General features: G+C 60.9%; 7 protein-coding genes. 1 reads left to right on the top strand and 6 read right to left on the bottom strand.

Annotated elements, in window-relative coordinates; genetic code table 11:
• Positions 1-46: 46 nt before the first annotated feature.
• From mrdA to GFS31_RS12990, 3 genes are all read right to left on the bottom strand, one after another.
• Positions 47-1,855 (bottom strand): penicillin-binding protein 2, encoded by a 1,809-nt coding sequence (mrdA, locus tag GFS31_RS13000; RefSeq protein WP_198805222.1) that lies wholly within the window; start codon positions 1,853-1,855, stop codon positions 47-49.
• 141 nt (positions 1,856-1,996) lie between these two features.
• Positions 1,997-3,793 carry an aspartate--tRNA ligase gene (gene aspS / locus GFS31_RS12995; RefSeq protein ID WP_198805221.1) on the bottom strand — a complete coding sequence of 599 codons (1,797 nt, stop codon included), beginning with the start codon at positions 3,791-3,793 and terminating at the stop codon, positions 1,997-1,999.
• A 236-nt stretch (positions 3,794-4,029) separates the two neighbouring features.
• Complete coding sequence (locus tag GFS31_RS12990; protein ID WP_198805220.1) at positions 4,030-4,857, bottom strand: acyl-CoA desaturase; 828 nt, start codon at positions 4,855-4,857, stop codon at positions 4,030-4,032.
• Positions 4,858-4,986: 129 nt separating this feature from the next.
• On the opposite strand from GFS31_RS12990, the gene GFS31_RS12985 reads away from it, so the two are divergent.
• Positions 4,987-6,198: an aminotransferase class I/II-fold pyridoxal phosphate-dependent enzyme gene (locus GFS31_RS12985; RefSeq protein ID WP_198805219.1), complete on the top strand. Its 1,212-nt coding sequence runs from the start codon at positions 4,987-4,989 to the stop codon at positions 6,196-6,198.
• A gap of 267 nt (positions 6,199-6,465) precedes the next feature.
• Here the strand turns inward: GFS31_RS12985 and GFS31_RS12980 are convergent, their stop codons facing one another.
• The 3 genes from GFS31_RS12980 to GFS31_RS12970 all read right to left on the bottom strand — a co-directional run bounded on the left by GFS31_RS12980 (position 6,466) and on the right by GFS31_RS12970 (position 18,336).
• Positions 6,466-13,527: a CHAT domain-containing protein gene (locus tag GFS31_RS12980; RefSeq protein ID WP_198805218.1), complete on the bottom strand. Its 7,062-nt coding sequence runs from the start codon at positions 13,525-13,527 to the stop codon at positions 6,466-6,468.
• 200 nt (positions 13,528-13,727) lie between these two features.
• Positions 13,728-14,690: a tetratricopeptide repeat protein gene (locus GFS31_RS12975; RefSeq protein ID WP_198805217.1), complete on the bottom strand. Its 963-nt coding sequence runs from the start codon at positions 14,688-14,690 to the stop codon at positions 13,728-13,730.
• 409 nt (positions 14,691-15,099) lie between these two features.
• Positions 15,100-18,336, bottom strand: coding sequence for a TIR domain-containing protein (locus GFS31_RS12970; protein WP_198805216.1), 3,237 nt, complete (start codon positions 18,334-18,336; stop codon positions 15,100-15,102).

The raw sequence follows: 18,336 nt of genomic DNA, 5'->3' as shown, positions 1-18,336 counted from the left end.
CGCCCTGCCGACGGCAACCATAACGGCTGCTACTAGTTGGGCCACCCTAGGGCTGGTCGGCGGCTTCTCGTTGATAGCCAAAGTAGGCTTCTAGCACCTGAAGCACCATGGGGGCCGCCACGCGACCGCCACCGCCACCGGAGTGTTCAGCAAAGGAGACCACGACGATTTCTGGGTTCTCCATGGGGGCATAGGCTCCAAACCAAGCGTGGGAGAGCCCTGGGGGGGCTTCGGCGGTGCCTGTTTTGCCCGCAAAGGGGGGAATATGGGAGACGTTTAGGGCCGTAGCCGTGCCGCCCGTAATCACTTGGCGCAGGCCCCGGTGCAGGATGTCGAGGGTGACATCGCTCAGCCCCACATGTTCGCGCCAGAGGCGGGCTTCTTCGTTGTCTCGGTTAATGTGGGGGCGGACGAGGTAGCCATCGTTGGCCACCACCGCAAACATATTGGCCACCTGGAGCGGCGTGGAGGTGAGGTAGCCCTGGCCAATGGACATATTGATGGCGTCACCAATGACCCAGGAGGTGCCCAAGGTTTCTCGCTTCCAGTCATCATCGGGCACTAGGCCAGCGCTTTCTTCTACCGCCAGCTCAATGCCCGTTCTGCGCCCAAACCCGAAGCGGCGAGTCATCTCAATTAGCGGCGGGCCACCCATACGGCGGGCGGTTTGGTAGAAGAAGGTGTCGCTGCTCCAGGCCATGGCTCCGGTGAAGCCCAGCGGCCCAAAGCCAGCGTGGTTCCATTCGCCAAAGCGCACCCCCCCCACCTGAAGATAGGGAAAGGTGGGCAAAACAGTATTGGGATCCCATCCGCCCAGGTCAATCGCCGCCGCCGTGGTGACAATTTTGAAGGTACTGGCCGGGGCGAAGGCCCGCAGGGCGCGGTTTAGGAAGGGATGATTAGAACCCTGAAGCTGTGCCCACTGGGCTTGGCTGATGGGGCCAGTAAAAATATTGGGGTCGTAGGTGGGCCAACTGGCCATGGCCAGGATTTCGCCGTTGTTGGCATCCATCACCACAATCGCCCCACGACGATTGCCCAGGGCGGCTTCGGCGGCTCGTTGCAGTTCGATGTCGATGGTGAGCTGCACATCTTGGCCAGACACCGAGGGCTTATCCCCCAAAATTTGGATGATGCGTCCGGCGCTGTCCACCTCCACCTGCTGCCCGCCCCACTGGCCCCGCAGGGTAGACTCAAAAACCGCCTCAGCCCCAGATTGGCCCACCACGTCACCCATGCGATAGCCCTGGGCACGGCGCTCCGCCAGTTGGGCGTCCGTGAGTTCTCCGGTGTAGCCCAGAATGTGGGCCGCTAGGTCGCCGTTGGGGTAATTTCGCACCGCCTCGGCCTCCAGGCGCACCCCCGGCAGTTCGCTGAGGTACTCCGAGAGGGCCGTTGCCTGGGCTGTGCTAATCCCCTGGGCAATGGTGATGGACTCAATGGACGAATAGCCCGCCTGCTCTACCCGCCGCTGAATGTCCTCGGCGGGCATTTTCAGCACCGTGGCGAGGCGATCAATCACCGCTGGCCACTCTTCCTTGGGCAGGGCGATGGGCCAAATCGACACCGTATGGGACAGCCGACTACCCGCCAAAATTCTGCCGTTGCGGTCGGTGATGGTGCCTCGCGCAGGGCGCTTGGGGACGAGGCGAATCCGGTTGCTGTCGGCCCGCTGCCGATTGCGATCCCCATCAACCACCTGAAGCTGAAACAGCCGCAGCCCAAAGGATCCCAGAATCAGCGCGAACAACAGCAGCAGAAAAACCGCCTGAAAACGTCGCCCTACGGTGCGCCCTCCCTGAAGGGAACCCACCATGGAGGGCAGTTTTGAGGGCAACTGTCGAAGAAGAGTCATGGCATCCCCACCGCGATTGCCCTACGTGGGCAGCCGACTATGTTTACAAAAAGCCATAATAGCACCCGGATTAGGGGGGCTTGGGGCCGGGGTAGACGTCCTAGCCTTCCGCCACGGCCCAAGCGCCACCGATGCCTGGGATTAGTCTTCGTCTTTTTCTGGTTCGTAGGTGGAGGCGATGGAGAGTTCCTTCAGTTGGGCCTCATCCACGCCGGAGGGGGCTTGGGTGAGCAAGCAGCGGGCCTGCTGGGTTTTGGGGAAGGCGATGGCGTCGCGGATGGACTCTTCTCCGGCCATCAGCATCACCAGGCGATCTAGCCCGTAGGCAATGCCGCCGTGGGGAGGGGTGCCGTACTCAAAGGCTTCTAGCAAAAAGCCGAATTTGTCCTTGGCTTCCTCGGTGGTGAGGCCGATGGTGTCGAACACCCGCTGCTGCACGTCGGGCTGGTAGATGCGCAGACTGCCGCCGCCGATTTCGTAGCCGTTGAGCACCAGGTCGTAGGCCACGGCGCGGGCGGTTTTGAGGTCGGCCACGTCGTCGGGGTGGGGGGCGGTGAAGGGGTGGTGCAGGGCTTCGAGGCGCTGTTCGTCGGCGTTCCACTCAAACATGGGAAAATCCGTCACCCACAGCAAATTCAGTTTGCCGTCGGGGATCAGATTCATTTCCTTGGCCACCGCCTGCCGCACCCGATCCAGCGTGGCGTTGACAATATCCGTGGGGCCAGCGCCGAAGAGCAGCAGATCCCCCTCTTGGGCGTGGGTACGGCTCAGCAATTCCTGCATCTTCTCGGCGGGCAGGTTGTCTTTGATGGCTCCGATGGTATCCACCGCGCCCTCGGCCCGTACCCGAATGTAGGCGAGTCCTTTGGCTCCGGCTTCAGAGGCAATTTTGAAGATGTCGCCACCGGGCTTGATGCGAACGTTGGAAATTTGCTCGTTGCCGCCGGGGATGGGCAGCACCTTGACGATGCCGCCATCGGCCACCGCGCCAGAAAACACCTTAAAGCCGCAGTCCTTCACCAGGTCAGACACATCCACCAGTTCCAGGCCGTAGCGGGTGTCGGGCTTGTCGCTGCCGTAGCGATCCATGGCCTCGGCGTAGGTGAGGCGAGGGAAGGGGCGGGGAATGTCGATGCCCTGCACGGTCTTGAAAATGTGGGCCACCAGCGCTTCGTTGAGGGCCAGGATTTCGTCCTGGGTCATGAAGCTCATTTCCATGTCGAGCTGAGTGAACTCCGGCTGACGGTCGGCCCGGAGGTCTTCGTCCCGAAAGCAGCGGGCCACTTGGTAGTAGCGGTCTACGCCAGACACCATCAGCAATTGCTTAAACAACTGGGGCGACTGGGGCAGGGCGTAGAACTCCCCAGGGTTCACCCGCGAGGGCACCAGATAATCCCGTGCGCCTTCGGGGGTCGAGCGCGTCAGGATGGGGGTTTCCACCTCCATGAAGCCTTCCTGGTCTTCCAAGAAGCGACGAATCGCCTTGATCACCTCATGGCGCACCTTAAGGTTCTGGGCCATCCGCTCCCGCCGCAGGTCTAGGTAACGGTAGCGCAGGCGCAGGTCTTCCCGCACCGATTCCGAATCCGCCGTAGACACCTGGAAGGGTAGGGGCTTGCGAACGGCGTTCAGCAGTTCAATGGAATCGGCATAAATCTCCACTTCCCCGGTGGACAGCTTGGGGTTGATGGAACCCTCTTGGCGCTGGCTCACCCGCCCCACAATCTTCACCACATACTCGTTCCGCAGGGGGTCGGCCTGGGGGTAAGACTCCGGGGTGCGTTCGGGGTCGCTGACAATCTGCACCACCCCGGTACGATCCCGCAGGTCAACAAAAATCACGCCCCCATGATCCCGGCGACGGTCTACCCAGCCAAACAGGGTAACGGTGCTGCCAATGTCGCTGGCTCGGAGGGTGCCGCAGTAGTGGGTACGCATAGACGAATGATGGGGGGAACGCAAACTTCAAAACCCTCCCATTATCTAGGATAACGGGAACGCTGCGCAGGGCATTTTGCGGGAGGTGCAGGGCAAACGCTGAAATGGGCCTGGGTGCGCCCTTCGCTCCCAAAAAGAATGCCGTCCCCACCCTGGTAGACGGCATCGCTTTTTCATCGGTCATGGTTAGGGCAGACGATGCGGGTTATCCAGGCAACTCTGCCCCTGTCGAGGGCTTACTCGGCGGCGTTGGTGTTTGCCAGCTTCACCTTTTTGGCCAAGCCCACCATTTCCAGCAGGCGGATGGTCATCCAGGTGATGTCAATTTCCCACCACTGGAGGCCGTGACGGGCGGAGTATTGGAAGGCGTGGTGGTTGTTGTGCCAGCCTTCGCCGTAGGTGACGACGGCCACCCACCAGCAGTTGGTGGATTTATCGGTGGTTTCGTAGGTGCGGTAGCCGAACTTGTGGGTGGCGCTGTTCACCAGCCAGGTGCAGTGGTAGACCACGACGAGGCGGACGAAGATCCCCCACAGCACAAAGGGCCAGCCGCCCAGGAGGTATAGAACCACACCCAGAACAATTTGTGTGGCCAGAAAATATTTTTCAAAGAAGAGATAAACGGGATCCTCTGCAATATCGCGGGTGAAGCGGCCCATTTCTCGTTTGGCAGGCACGTCCCGGAACATCCAGCCCATGTGGCTCCACCAGAAGCCTTTGTTGGAGTCGTGGTGGTCGTTGCTTTGGTCAGAGAAGGCGTGGTGGTGGCGGTGCAGGCCGACCCAGGTGATGGGGCCGTGCTGGCAGGCCAAGGTGCCGCAGAACACGAAGAAGTATTCCAGCCACTTGGGCACCTGGAAGCTGCGGTGGGAAATTAGACGGTGCCAGCCGAGGGTAATGCCTAGGCAACCCGTTACCCAGTGCAGCAGCAGGGCCACCCCTACCGCCGCCCAGGAAAAGTTTCCGGGCAAAAAGGCCAATAGCGCTAGGCCATGCATGGCGACCATGAACCATAGCGTTACCCAGTCGCGGGAGAGCGTGGAGGTAGGGGTTGTTGCAGTCATGTACGAAATCTCTAAAGGTTTGGACAAAAATTGGGACAAAAGTTTTGGACAGGTTGAATAAATCTGAGGGACAATAGGTCTCCCTCGTTTCTTAACGAAAAAAATTAACCTTCGCAACGATCAAACACGATGATGCCGTCAGAGTCCTCAATGTTTCCGATTTTTTACGGAATTGACACCCAGGTCAAGCATAACCTTGAGCGGGTGCTCAGGGCGTTCCGGCAGCATCGGGTAGGAAGCCACCATTTCAGCAGCGTGTCGGGCTATGGCCACGATGACCTAGGCCGAGACACCTTGGATAACGTATTTGCGGAGGTATTTCAGGCGGAAGCAGCCCTCGTGCGATCCCAATTTGTGTCGGGTACCCATGCCATTGCCTGCGCCCTCTACGGCGTTCTTCGCCCTGGGGATGAATGTTTGGCAGTAGCAGGAGCCCCCTACGACACCCTGGAGGAGGTGATTGGGTTGCGTTCGTCGGGCCAGGGTTCGCTGGCAGAATTTGGGATCACCTATCGAGAATTACCGTTAACCGCCGCCGATTCCGTGGATTGGGACGCCCTGGAAACCGCCATTAAACCGAATACTCGGCTGGTACACATTCAGCGTTCCTGCGGCTACAGTTGGCGCACAACCCTAACCATAGCCGAAATTGAGCGCATCGTGGCGACGGTGAAACGGCAGAAATCCGACGTGGTGTGTTTTGTCGATAACTGCTATGGCGAATTTTTAGAAGATCGCGAACCCACCGCCGTCGGGGCTGACCTGATGGCCGGATCGCTGATTAAAAACCCCGGCGGCACCATCGCCACCACTGGGGCCTACGTGGCCGGACGGGCGGATTTGGTGGAAGCGGCGGCCTGTCGGCTAACGGCACCGGGAATTGGCTCCAGCGGTGGTTCCAGCCTCAACCAAAACCGTCTGATGTACCAGGGGCTTTTCCTTGCGCCGCAAATGGTGGGGGAAGCCATGAAGGGGAATTATCTGTTAGCCGCCACCTTCGATGCCCTGGGCTATCCGGTCAAGCCCAACCCGACCGTTGCCCAGCGGGACGTGATTCAGGCCATCAAACTCGGTTCGCCAGAGAAGATGGTTGCCTTCTGCAAGGCCATCCAGCAGCATTCTCCCATTGATGCCTACGTGGAACCCGTCCCCGCCGTCACTCCGGGCTACGACACCCAACTGGTGATGGCCGGAGGCACCTTCATCGACGGCAGCACCTCGGAACTCTCCGCCGATGGCCCCCTGCGCGAGCCCTACGTGGTCTACTGCCAGGGCGGCACCCACTGGACGCACGTGGCCCTGGCGGTGGAGGCGGCGGTGGCAGCCATTGGCCCAGCCTAGGGACAGTGGATCTCAACCACGCTTTCCAACCCGTCCTTCCAGCCCGTCCCCTGGGCCAGCCTCAGTAGATCGCAAAGTCCCCCTGGCCCTCACCCCCAGCCCCTCTCCAAGGAGGGAGAGGGGAGCCGGAAGTGCTTCAAAGTCCCTCTCCCACATTGGGAGAGGGATTTAGGGTGAGGGTGGATCACGGCAAAAGAGCGTGTTTGTGATCTACTGAGCCTCCCAGTCCCAGGGTGAAATCTGGGGGGGAGGAGATCGGGCATGGCCCTACCAAGGGCTACCCACAATGGTGAAGGCGGCCCAGTAGAAGGGATGGCTGAGATCCTGGGTGCCGGAGAAGGCAAGGCTGGGCGGTAGGGGAACCGTGCCACCGGGCCAGCGAATTTGGCCGTTGGCAATGGTGGCTTCTCCCCGGAGGAAGGCGAGCTGCGCCTGTCGCAGAGCTTCGGCCTTGGTGGTCTGTTGGTCGAGCTGTTGGTAGAAGGTGGGCATCAGTCCGGCGGTGGCTTCGTCGCTGACCCGCCACAGGCTGGCCAGGGCCGACCGGGCTCCGGCCTGGAGGGCAAACCCCGCAAACCCCAGCTCTGCCTGCACGTTGCCCATCGCCGTTTGGCAGGCGCTGAGGGTGACAAGATCTACCGTAGGCTCAAACCAGCGCAGCGCCGCCATATTGTTAAGGCTGAGGCGACCATCGAAGAACTGAATGTAGGACTGGTCGGGGGCACCGCGCAAAAATTCGGCGTGGGTGGCTAGGTGGACAATTTGGGCCTGCTGCCGGGTTTGTTGTAGCGCCGCGACGGTAAAGTTGGACTCCGCCACGGTATTGCTAGGCCAAAAGGATTGAAGGGTCTCCAGTTCAGTACGGGCGGCCAGGAGGGGCGGCTGACTGAGGAACTGGGAGGCTCCGCCCAGGGTCATGGTGGCGCTTTGGCGGTTGAGGTTAACGTAGGTGGGGTCAATCAGCCCTAGACTGGGCACTAGTCCTACGCTGTATTGCTCAATCAAAAAGCGTTCGCCATCGTGCAGGGCGGCTAGGGGGAGGGTTCGCAACCCCGCATCCATGATAAAGCTGAGGTTGGTAATGCCTGCGGCCTCCAGTTCGCCACGGATGGGGGCAATGATCCACTGATAGAGCTGCTGGGCTGCCGCTAGGTAGTCGCGGTTGTTCGTGAGGTTGGGGTTGGTCAACTGTCGCCGCAGCAGTTCCTGCGCCCGAATCACCGCCTGGGGATTGGCCGATAGCACCTGCACCCGAATGGGGTCGCCATTGGGGGGTACCAACAACAGCTCTAGGGCACCTAACCCTGCCACCCGGAACGCCTGACGGTTAAAGCGCACATACACCAGAGCGGGCACTTCCCCAGTTTGGGCCTGGATGTCGCGCAGGGTATTTTGGGCATCGGCCAAACTCACCGGACGAGCGGGCCGGAATGTACCGCCAAAGTGGTTGCTAAATTCGCTGGCGATGGCGGCTTCGATGTCGCTAAATTCACCATCTTGAAGCGTTTGCCCGGTACTGGTTAGCAACACGGGCTGTTCGCCCCCGGCCCCCAGGGTTTCCTCAACGTCCAAGATCACCTCACGGTCATCCAGGATAACTTCTGGTGTCGGGTCGGGTGAAGGCGGCGGCGGGGGTGGCGGCGGCGGCGGTTCCCCAGGGGCCGTGAAGGAAATTTGGCCAGGGAGACCCTCACCAAAGACCTGGCTACCAATCACCACATTACCGGGCAGCAGGGTAACATCGCCGCTGGTGATGGCTGCTTGGGTGCCGTTGAGGGTGGCATCGCCGATGGAGAACTGGCTGGTGCCGGAGGTGAGGCTGATAGGGCCGCCCTGGGTGCCGCCCACCGTGGAGAGGCTGGCCGTGACGCCATTTTGGGCGAGGAAACTCCCTAGCGCCTGGAAGGTGGTGGCGGCGGTAACGGCGATGCTGCCGCCCACGGTATCGCCCTCGGCGTTGATGGTGTTGACCTGGATGCGGTCTCCCGATTGGAGCGTCACCGCTCCACCCACCGGGCCGCTAGTATTCAAGTTGCCCACGGTCATCGGGCCACCCGACTGGAGGGTGATGGGGCCACCGGGCACGGTAATATCGCGGGCGGTGAGGGCGGATCCACTGGTGAGGGAGACCCCCGTGGGAGCCACCGTGACCGAACGGCTGTCGGTGGCAAAGAGGCTAAAGAGGGAGAACGGGGCAAACAGCAACGGCGCGGAACCCTGGATGAGATTGCGGGTGGCGGTGAGGTTGCCTGCGGCGGTGATGTCGATGCCGTCGGTGAAGGCAATCTCGCCCAGCACCAGGTCGTTGATGTCCACTAAGGTTAGGCTTTGGCTGCGCCCCACGGTGACGATGTTGAAGTCGTTGTTGCCTGTTAGTGCGATGGCCCCCGCTGCCGCTAGATCGGTGGTTCTTCCCACGGTGATTTGGCCCCCGGTTTGGGTAATGGCCCCATCCGAGGTGCGGATGGCCAGATTCCCCGGTGTCCGCACGTTGGCATTGAGGACAACATCGCCACCGTCTAGGCTATTGATAGTCAAGGTGCCGTCGCCAGCGGTAAGATCCACCTCCAGGGGCACCCCAGCTAGATCAACCGTATCTTCCCCCGCCAGGGTGTTGATGGCATTGATGTTGGCAAACTGGATATTCTGGGCCGTGCCCCCATTGGCGCTGCGCAGGGTAAACGAGTCATCGCCGTTGGTGCCCACCAGGGTATTGAAGCCACTGCCGCCATCCAGGGCGCTGAGGTTGCGGAACGTCAGCCCGCCAAACCGCAAGACATTGCCGCCGCCCAGGGTGAACCGATCATCGCCCTGGGTGCCGAGAAGGGTGTAGTTCCCCGCACCCCCGTTAAAGACGCTCACGCTACGGAAGATGGTGTTGTTCAGCGTCAGGGCATTGGGCTCGTTGGCCAATAGGGCCACGGTGGCGCTGGCATTGCCGCCCAAGACGGTGTTGATACCGCCGCTGCCATCAAAGACGCTGAGATTAATAAAGCGCAGACCGTTGAAGGTGAGGGCGTTGGGGCCAGTCGTTCGCACGGTATCGTTACCGGAATTGCCCAACAGGGTGTTGGTGCCCCCTCGGCCATCAAACCCCGCGACGCCGCTAAAGCCGACGTTGTTGACCTGAATCGCACCAGCGGTCGGTGTGGAAACGGTGTCATCGCCTTCAGTGCCGAGGACGGTGTAGGTGCCAGCGGTGCCATCAAAGCTGTTGATGTTGTTGAATTCCACGCCATTGAGGCCAAGGGCGTTGGGGCCAAGGCTAGTGACCGTAGTTGTCAAGCCAGAGCCGATGACGGTGTCGAGGCCACCCAAACCATCAAAGGCTTCGATATTGTTGAAGCGAATGCCGCTGAACAGAATGGCATTGGGGCCAACCTCCTCCACCCGATCATTGGCCGAAGTGCCCTGAACCGTATCAACTCCGTCGAGACCGTCAAAGACCGAAATATTGCGAAACAGCACCGTTCCCAGTTGCAGCGCATTGAGCCCGGTGGGAGTGACGGTGTCGTTGCCGTCGGTGCCTAGTACTGTGTTGGGGGCGGTGCCTCCGGTGATGGTGGTGGGATTGTTCAGCCGTAGCGGTGCGCCAAACCCACTCACCAGAACGCTGCCGTCAGGTTGTGCGGCCCAGGTAGTGTCTTGGTTTGGGCCGAAGATTGTGGTGCCGTTGATGGCGAGAGCACTGCTGAGGATAAAGCGGTCTAGGGTAATGGCTCCGGTGTGGCCCGGTTGGCCAATGGTGCGCTGGCTAAAGCCGTTGCCCAGGCGATCCAGTTCAGCGGCGTTCAAAAAGGTGGTGCCTAGGCCACCCGTGCCGCCCAGGGTGAGGGCTAGGGTGGGGTTGAGGGGCGCAATTTGCAAGGTGCCCTGCCCGCGCACTTGGCCCACAATCCGAGGATCATCGGCATTGAGGACAAGGTTGCCTGTGCCTGCGTCTAGGGTGCTGGCCGCTGTCACAAAAATGCCGCCATTGGGGCCGCGCCCGGTGAAGGTGATATCGCCTCCGTTGGAGGTAATGGGGCTAAACGAGAGAATGCCCTCGGCGTTGGTGCTGGTGCCCTCAAAGGTGATGTTGCCGCCGCCGCTATTCACGATGTCTTGGGTTTCTATGCCCCGCGAGAAGACGGTATCCGTTCCGGTGGAGGTGCCTGTAAAGCGAATGGCCCCGCCACCGGATACGACTCTGCCCGACGTCTGAATGCCCACGGTGCCCGCCGTAGTCCCGGTGAAGGTGATATCTCCCGATTGGCTGTCTAAGGTTCCCTGAAACTCAATGCCGTTGCCCGTGGTAGAGGTGCCGAGGAGGGTGACATTCCCGCCGCCGGATGTAATCGGCGCTGACGGTCGCACCAAGACGCCAATCCCGTCGGTACTGGTTCCGGTCAGGCGAACGGCTCCCCCTTGGCTATTGATCGCCCCCTCCACATCGATGCCGTGGGAATCGACGCTTGGATCTGTTGTGGTGCCATTGACCGTGATATTGCCGCCGCCAGAGTTGAGACTACCTGCATTGCCCAGGACAACTCCCGTCCCTTCGACGGCAGATCCTGCGATTCTGATTGCGCCGCCGTTGGTGGTGATGGGGCCATCTAGCCTCACCTCGCCATCGCCATCGCCATCAACATCGCCCACCAGCGTGACCGCATTCCCGGTGGTTGAAATTTCTGCGGCCAGAATACCCAGCCCAGCCTCTAGGGTGAGGCTGGCGTTGTCGGTGCCGATCAGGCTAAAGCCTTGGGTGTCGATGGTGCCGAGGGTGGTCAATAGGGTGGGGTCTCGAAAGGTGACATCGTCATCAAGGGTGATGGTACCCGTGCCCGTCGGACGGCCTAGGGTGATGCGGCTAAAGCCGTCCGCCAGGGCATCTAGGGCGTTTTGATCGAGATAGAGGGCATCGATGAAGCGCTCAACATCAAAGACCCCCAGCAGCATCGGGCGATCCTCTGAGGCGGGTTGAATGGTCAACTCTCCGGGTGACGCCACCGAGTTGGCCCCACCGTAGAGATCCAGATCATCGGTGGTGATAGTAATGCCCCCAGCCCCAGCCCGGAGCGCCGCCGTGCCGACAAATCCACCTGCTCCGGTGGTCAGGGTGATGGCGTCGGTGACGGTGACGGTGTCGTCCAACACGAGGGATGTGCCGCAGCCGAAGCCGTTGGCTCCGAAGGTCTGGATTTCGGCTTCCAGGGAATCCGCCGCAATCGTTCCCCTAACGTAGATCGGGCTATCGGTGGAGCGTAGCCTGACGGCCCCCCCGGTGCCCGATCCGGTTCCGGCGTCTATGAGACCGTTGCCATCAATGAAGAAAACGCCGCCGTCTAGGCTCTCAACGGTGATGTCCCCCGCTTGCCCTGCCGTGGATCGCGACACCAGGTCTCCCAGAAAAATGTCGCCTGCTTCGGTGCGGATGGTGATGGTTCCCCCCAGTCCACGGGTGGCGCGGGCATTAATCCTGAAAACTTCAATTCCGATGGGAAATTCGACGGGAAACTCGATGGGAAATTCACCGATGGGAAATTCACTTACCCCGCCACTGGCAGAGATGGTGACATCGCCCGCATTACCTGTACAAGCGTTGCAGACCGAGGTATTGAGCAGTCCGGCTTCGATGCCGCCGTTGGTGGCAGTGAGGGTAATGTTGCCGCCGTTGCTGGCGTTGGGCAGGGTGCCAGGGGCCACATCGGTGCGGATGGTGCCCACCGTCACATTGGCCCCGCTGATGGTGATATCTCGCCCGTTGGCGGTTTCGTTGCCCCGCGCCAGGATGGATTGGGTGGGGTCCATGAAAAAATCGCCCACCCCATCCCCATCGGCATCGGCGGTGAAGGTAATGCTACCGCCCCCTAGGACAAAGTTGAGGGATAGACCGTTCTCAATGATGATGTCATTCGTGGCCTGCAACACCACATTGGCCGCTTGACTTTGGAGATTGCTGGCGAGAAGGGAGATACTGCCCGGTGTTGGCAAAAAGTCTGAGGCCAAAATTTCGGGCAGGTTAGCATCTCCAAACCCAGTGTCTGGGACAGGAAATTCAGAAACAATAAAAATATCTGTCGGATCCAACAGCAGGGTGCCGATTGCGCCATTGGGGGCGCTGACATCCACCAAGCCGTTGAAGGATAGGGTTTGCCGACCGGAGACCTCGACAAAGCCGCCATCGCCCCCGGTGGTGCCGCCCTGGGCGGTGATGGTGCCGTCAAATCGGGTGGCTTCTTCGGCCCAGAGGATGACTTCGCCGCCGTTGCCCGACTCTCCCGCGCTGGCGGTGATGGTGGAGGTGGCATCCACAAAGGTGCGGTTGGCGGTGGGGGTGGTGCCTCGGCCCTGGTATTCGCCGCCGATCCGCACTTGGCCCCCGCCCTGGCTACCAGACGCATCCACCGCAGCCCCCACGACCGCCACCCGGTCGCCCAAGATTTGCACCGCGCCGCCCTGGTTGCCTGCCACCGACAGGGTGCCAGAGGTGATGGCCGTTCCCGATGCTGTGGGCAGGGGTAGGGGAGAGCCCACCAGGCTAACGGTACCGTCCGGATTGGCGACGAGGCCCGTGGCAATTTCCGGTTCACCCGCCCGCAACAGCCCCGGAATATCCAGCGGCGACATCCCGTTGAGGCGTGGGGCACCATTGGGCAAGGGGGCCAGTTCTAGCCCCAGCAGCGCCCCCACCGGACGCAAAATCACCAGGTTTTCCCCCGGCACCGCCAGCACCGCAATTTGGCCACCGGGAGCTTCTAGGGTGCCCAGGTTGACCACCGATCCGCCCATCAGGGTCAGTCGTTCGCCCTCGCCCACCGCCAGGTTGCCGCTGTTGATGACGGCCCCGGCATTGTCGGTGAAGCTAAAGGCCGTGGGGTCTCCGGTGAGGGCGCTGTAGTTGCTCGGCTCTAGGGCATGGAGCCACTCACGGCCAAAGCCCACCCCGCTGGCGCTGGTGGCGGTGAAGGAACCGTCCAAATTCAGCACCGTGTTGGGGCCAAACAAAATCCCCGCCGGGTTAATCAGGTAGAGGTTGGCCCCGCCGTTGACCTGCATTAGCCCGTCAATCAGCGAAGCATTGCCCCCCACCACACGCCCCAAAATGTTTTGCACCGAGGGATTGGCCAGAAAAGTCGCCACCTCGTTGGCCGTCAGCCCAAACTGCTCGAAACTGTGGAACAGGTTGCCCCCATCCCGCGACAAACTGCCCCCGGTGATGGTGTAGGTGGTGCCATTGGGCAAAACTAGGGTGCCTGTGCCATCCGCTGCTGGAATAATGGATTGGGCAAAGGCTGGAGCTGGAAGCAGGGGCAGCAGAAGGGCGGAGAGGAGAGGGAGAAAGCGCATGGCGGGGGCGGGATTGGGGATTGGGGGCTAGGAACTCAGGAGTGTATGAATTTGGGGATGCCGAAACTCAGGGAACTTGGGGAACTCAGGAATTCAGGGATTCAGGAATTTAGGACCTTCAGGGCTGGAGACTGGGGCCGTTGTTGTTGCTGATGGCTGATGCCCGACCCCCGACTTCCTGGGGCGAGGAGACTGTGCCCCTACTGACACACCTCCGGGGGCGGCGTAGGATTCATGCCAGCCCGTTGGGCGGTGATGAGGAGATCAACCCGCTGCTGCACCAGGTTGGCGCGGAGGGGTTCGTTGGCGCGGCGATAGCTGAGGACGGCCTGCTGTAGGTGGGGGATGGCCTCTGAGAGGTCGTTGTTGAGCACATCAATTTCGCCCAGCCCTTCGAGGGCGACGGCTTGCCAGAGTTCGTTCTGGTTGTCGGTGGCGAGGGCCAAGCCTTGGCGATAGTGGTCGGCGGCGAGGGCATTCAGTCCGGCAAGGCTGTAGAGATCCCCCAGGGCGAGGTGGAGGGTGTCGGTGGGGGCCAGGGCAATGTGCTGGTGGAGGGTGTCGATAGCGGCGTCCAGCATTTGGTAGCTGAGGTAGAGGTCAGCGAGGGCCAAGGCTCGTTCGTCGGGGGGGAGGTTTTGGCGGTTGAGGTTGGCCCGGTCGGCCTCTAGGCGAGCCTGGGTTTCGGGGAACAGCACCGAGAATCCAGCAATGGCACAGCCCGCGTCCTGGTTAGAGGACACGCCCTGATCGGTGATCACCTCGATGGAATAGAAGTCTTCTGGGGCCAGGGGAGGATTGCCCTCATAGACGAGGCTGGTATTGGCGGTGGTGGTTTCCCACAGCACCCGCTGACGGCCTCCGTTGGCGTCTTCCCACAGCCACAGGCGCACGGTGTAGGTGGTGGCTCCCTCCACGGGGTTCCAGCGCACGGTAAAGCGGTCGCTGGGTTGAAAACTGTTGCGTGGCGTAATCAGGTAGGGCAAACGCGCATCCACGCCACCCCCTAGCCGTCCGCCCCGCACACCGCCACCCTGCTGCCGATTGGGGGATCGTCCGCCCCGATTTTCCCGCCGCCCAAACAAAAAGTTGGATACGCTGTTGGCCTGGGCCGGAACGGGGTATACCTCCAGCGCCAGTCCTGTGCTTAGGATCGCTACCATCAGCAATTTTACTAAGGCTTTCCGGGAAGTTTTCCATGAACCTGTCCGGGCAGTTCTCCGGGCAGTTCTCCGGGCAGTTCTCCGGGAAGCTGTCTGGGAGGCTTGGCGACATCCTTTAGCCCAAAGGGTGGAGCGGTGAATAAGGGGGTAGACAACCGCAGTCAGGAGAGGCCGAGAATAGGGCATGGTGATGTCCGGGGGATTTAAGGTATGGGATAAATCCACGGGATGAGCCATGGATTCCGTAATCGATAAATTCTGGAGTGTTTGACTACTTGATCCGCTGGATTCCGTCACTGGTAGATGCCGTAGCTAGGGGATGCCGTAGCCGCTGGATTCTGTCACTGGTAGATTCCTTAGCTGGTAGATTCCGTCACTGGTAGATTCCGTCACTGGTAGATTCCCTAGCCTATGGATTCCGTAGCCGATAGTTGAGGTAGGCTACCAGAAGGGCGGTTCCTAGTCCGGCCCCCAGGGCAGGCACCAGGGGCAACCACAGCCCAATTCCCACCAGCAGGCCATAGCTAAGTCCAACCAATAACAGCACCCCAACCGTTGCACCCATCGCCAAGGCCGTAGGCCGCACTAACTGCCGCACGACGAGGCCACCCATCACCGCCCACAGGCCCATCCACAGGGTTTCGCCCCAGAGGGGCCACCAGTGAATCAGGGGGCGATTTTCCAGGGTGGCACTTACCAACTGGCTAATCATTTGTCCGTGAATGACGACCCCCGGTAGCCTGCCTTGGGGCGTATTATACGAGTCGGCATTACGGTCTGTGAGGTCTTTGTAGCCAATCAACACAATCCGCCCCCGCACCAGTTCTGGGTCAAACTGTCCGGTTAGCAGGTCTTTGTAGGTGATTTGGGGTGCAAACTGGCTGGGGTCGCCCTGATAGTGGCGGTAGTTCACCATGCTTTGGTAGCCCAGCAGTTGGTCGGGCCGCAGGGGGCTGTAGGCGGCGCTATGGCTATTGAAAATGCCCCCCGTCCACAGTTGCGGCACCCGCACCGATCCAAAGGCCATGTCTTGAATGCCACCATCGGGCAAAAAAGGATTGGTATAGGCAACGCCCCGATCCCCTAGATAAATCTGGGTCAGTCGCAGGCTAAAGGCGTTTTCCGTGTCGCAGCCCGGAGGATCGGCCTCGTGCTTGAGGTAGTGGCGGCGCACAAAGGCATTGGGGTCGATCTCAAAATCGTTGAAGCCAATGCGCCTTGGGGGCAGTTCCGGCGGTTGTTCCACCCCAGGCGAATCCTCGTAGGAGGCTTTGCAAATGGCGAAGATTTGGTCCTGTTGGCGCAGCAGATCCGCCAGGGCCGGGGTGGCGGCAAAGTCGCGGTAAAAGTCTAGCCCCACCAGGGCCGGATCGTGGGAGAGCAGCACCTCCAACCCCTCCCGCAGGGCTTCATCGGGAATGGTGCCCAGGGTCGGTTGATAGCGCCCTTGCTTGACGCCCTCCCGCAGCCAGTTGCCGCTGGTTTCATCCACCATCACCAGCAGCAGATGGCTATCCTGGGGTTCGCTGGGGCGACGGCGAATCAGCGCATCAAAGGCGGCTAATTCCAGCGGTTGCAGTGCCCCCATCAGCCGCAGCAGGTAAATGCCGAGGGTAACAACTATCGCCGAGCCGCTCAAGGTGCGCCGCCTCACCCTACGAAGGGGCAACTGGCTGCTGGCGGTGATGTAGGCGATCTGCTGAGGATTGGGGGCGGGGGTTTTGGTCGCAGATTGGGCCAGCCAATCGTTGGCTTGGTCGAGGGCTTTGCGCCGCAGCAAGAGGCTGTCATCGCGTCCGGCCTTCTCCCACTCAATTGCCCGCATCAGCAAGCGGGTGTGTTGGTCGATGTAGTCGGCGTCGCTTTCTAGTACCCGGTAGAGGTCGCCAAAGTTCGAGGAAAAGTCGCCCCCGTGGTGGTGAAAGGCAACCACCGGAGTGGGGTCGGGCAGGGCCAAGGCTATCTCCGCTTCTAGGGGCTGATCGCTCACGCCAATCAGGCGTTTACTAAGGGCTTGGGCCTCCCTAATCTGAGCTTGGCCAACAACATTTTGGGCCAGATGGGGCGACAACAGCACCACCACGTTGGCGGCGGTTTCTAAGGCTTCGCGATCCTCCGCCAGGGCATCGGCCTGGCCATGGCGAGCATCCCCCCGGCTTCCTGGGTTAAACCAGGTGCTTTTGCCCTGCACCTGAAGGGTGTGCTGCAATCGGCGGGCAAAGTCTAGATCCTCTGGGTCGGCAATTAGGAAGACATCCAGGGTTTGGGTGTCGGGCTGGGCCAAGCTCTCGGCCACAAAGGCGGTTTGAATCGGCAGGGGTGTTTGGAGGGGGCGGGAACGGGCAGCTTTAATCCAGCCGTCGTAGTAGCGGCGTTCGGCTCCGCGCAGCAGCACGCTGGGGTTATGGCGCTGGCGTTCCCACTTTAGAGCCTGCACTAACAGTCGTTTGTGGTCGCGAAAGTAGACGGCATCTTGGCTGAGGAGCGTCACTAACTGGCGGCAACTCGTCTGAACGTTGGCCCCAGCAGCCCCGGCCCCAGCCTGGATCTCATGCAGGTCAATCACGCTGAGGTGAGACAGGGTAGTGGGGAGGGTGGTCTGGCCGAGGGGTTGCACCAGCACCGGAATCACCCGCTTGTGCAAGCTCAGGGCATAGTTGAGTTCCTCTAGGCAATAGCTGGAACACACGGCAGCGGGGGACAGCAAAAACACCATCGAATCCGCCCCTTCAATGCCCTGGCGAATCGTCTCCTGGAGGTTGTCGCCGGAGGCTAAGTCCTGCTTGCGATCCCACACTGTGAACCCAGCCCGCCGCAACAGCCGCCGCACCTGATCGCTGGGCCCAGTCACCGGAGCCTCCACCAGCGCCACCCGATCCAACTGTCGCCGAATGGATTCCTTTAGGTTGCTGTCTTCGTCGGCGTAGCACAGATAGACCTGGGTGAGTTGGTCGTCGGCATACTTGGTGCTTTCGGTGATGTACTCGCAGTGGAGATCGGTGGGCTGAGCGAAGGGCGGGTTTTCCTCAATCGCCTGCCGCAACCAGGCTTCGGCGGTCTCGCGACGACGGCCACTGAGCAAATACCGGGGCTGGCGCTGGTTATAGTTCCACGCTAGGGCGCTGACCAACAGTTCCGTATGGGTGGCCACATAGTCGCGGTGATCCTCCAGGGTGTTGACCAGTTGATCCAGGGCCAGATCCGGGTCGTCGATGCCCTCCCGGCAGTTAATCCAGTTCAGCTTGGCCACACCGGGGTGCAGGTTTTGGATGCCGGAATGCCGCCCCTCCCGTTGGTAGGTGGCCCAGTCGGCGGCGGTGCCCTGAGGATTGCGCTGCTTCCAGGTATCGTAGGCAATTTCCTCCACATGGAGGAGGGGAATGATGCGCTTATGGAAGTGCAGCCCCCGCTCGATCTCGGCTTTGCAGTAGGGAGAATTGACGGCGTGGGGGCTGAGCACAAACAGCACATTATGGGCCTGTTCAATGCTTTTATCGATGTGAACCTGGTAGTCTACCGCGAAGGGAATGTCGTCCAAATCAATCCAGACCCGATAGCCGCGCTCCGTCAGCCGATGGTGGAGGTCAATGGCAAAGGCTTTACTATCTGCCCGCCCGTAGGAAATGAAGAGGTCGTAGAGGGGCAT

The organism is Leptolyngbya sp. BL0902 (assembly GCF_016403105.1).
GTDB lineage: Bacteria > Cyanobacteriota > Cyanobacteriia > Phormidesmidales > Phormidesmidaceae > Nodosilinea.
Note: the sequence above shows the minus strand (reverse complement) of the source record. Positions and strands in the feature narration are given on the sequence as shown.

Excerpts from the sequence above, each read along its gene's own strand:
- mrdA (WP_198805222.1), bottom strand. The coding sequence starts at position 1,855 with ATGACTCTTCTTCGACAGTTGCCCTCAAAACTGCCCTCCATGGTGGGT.
- aspS (WP_198805221.1), bottom strand. The coding sequence starts at position 3,793 with ATGCGTACCCACTACTGCGGCACCCTCCGAGCCAGCGACATTGGCAGC.
- GFS31_RS12990 (WP_198805220.1), bottom strand. The coding sequence starts at position 4,857 with ATGACTGCAACAACCCCTACCTCCACGCTCTCCCGCGACTGGGTAACG.
- GFS31_RS12985 (WP_198805219.1), top strand. The coding sequence starts at position 4,987 with ATGATGCCGTCAGAGTCCTCAATGTTTCCGATTTTTTACGGAATTGAC.
- GFS31_RS12980 (WP_198805218.1), bottom strand. The coding sequence starts at position 13,527 with ATGCGCTTTCTCCCTCTCCTCTCCGCCCTTCTGCTGCCCCTGCTTCCA.
- GFS31_RS12975 (WP_198805217.1), bottom strand. The coding sequence starts at position 14,690 with ATGGTAGCGATCCTAAGCACAGGACTGGCGCTGGAGGTATACCCCGTT.
- GFS31_RS12970 (WP_198805216.1), bottom strand. The coding sequence starts at position 18,336 with ATGCCCCTCTACGACCTCTTCATTTCCTACGGGCGGGCAGATAGTAAA.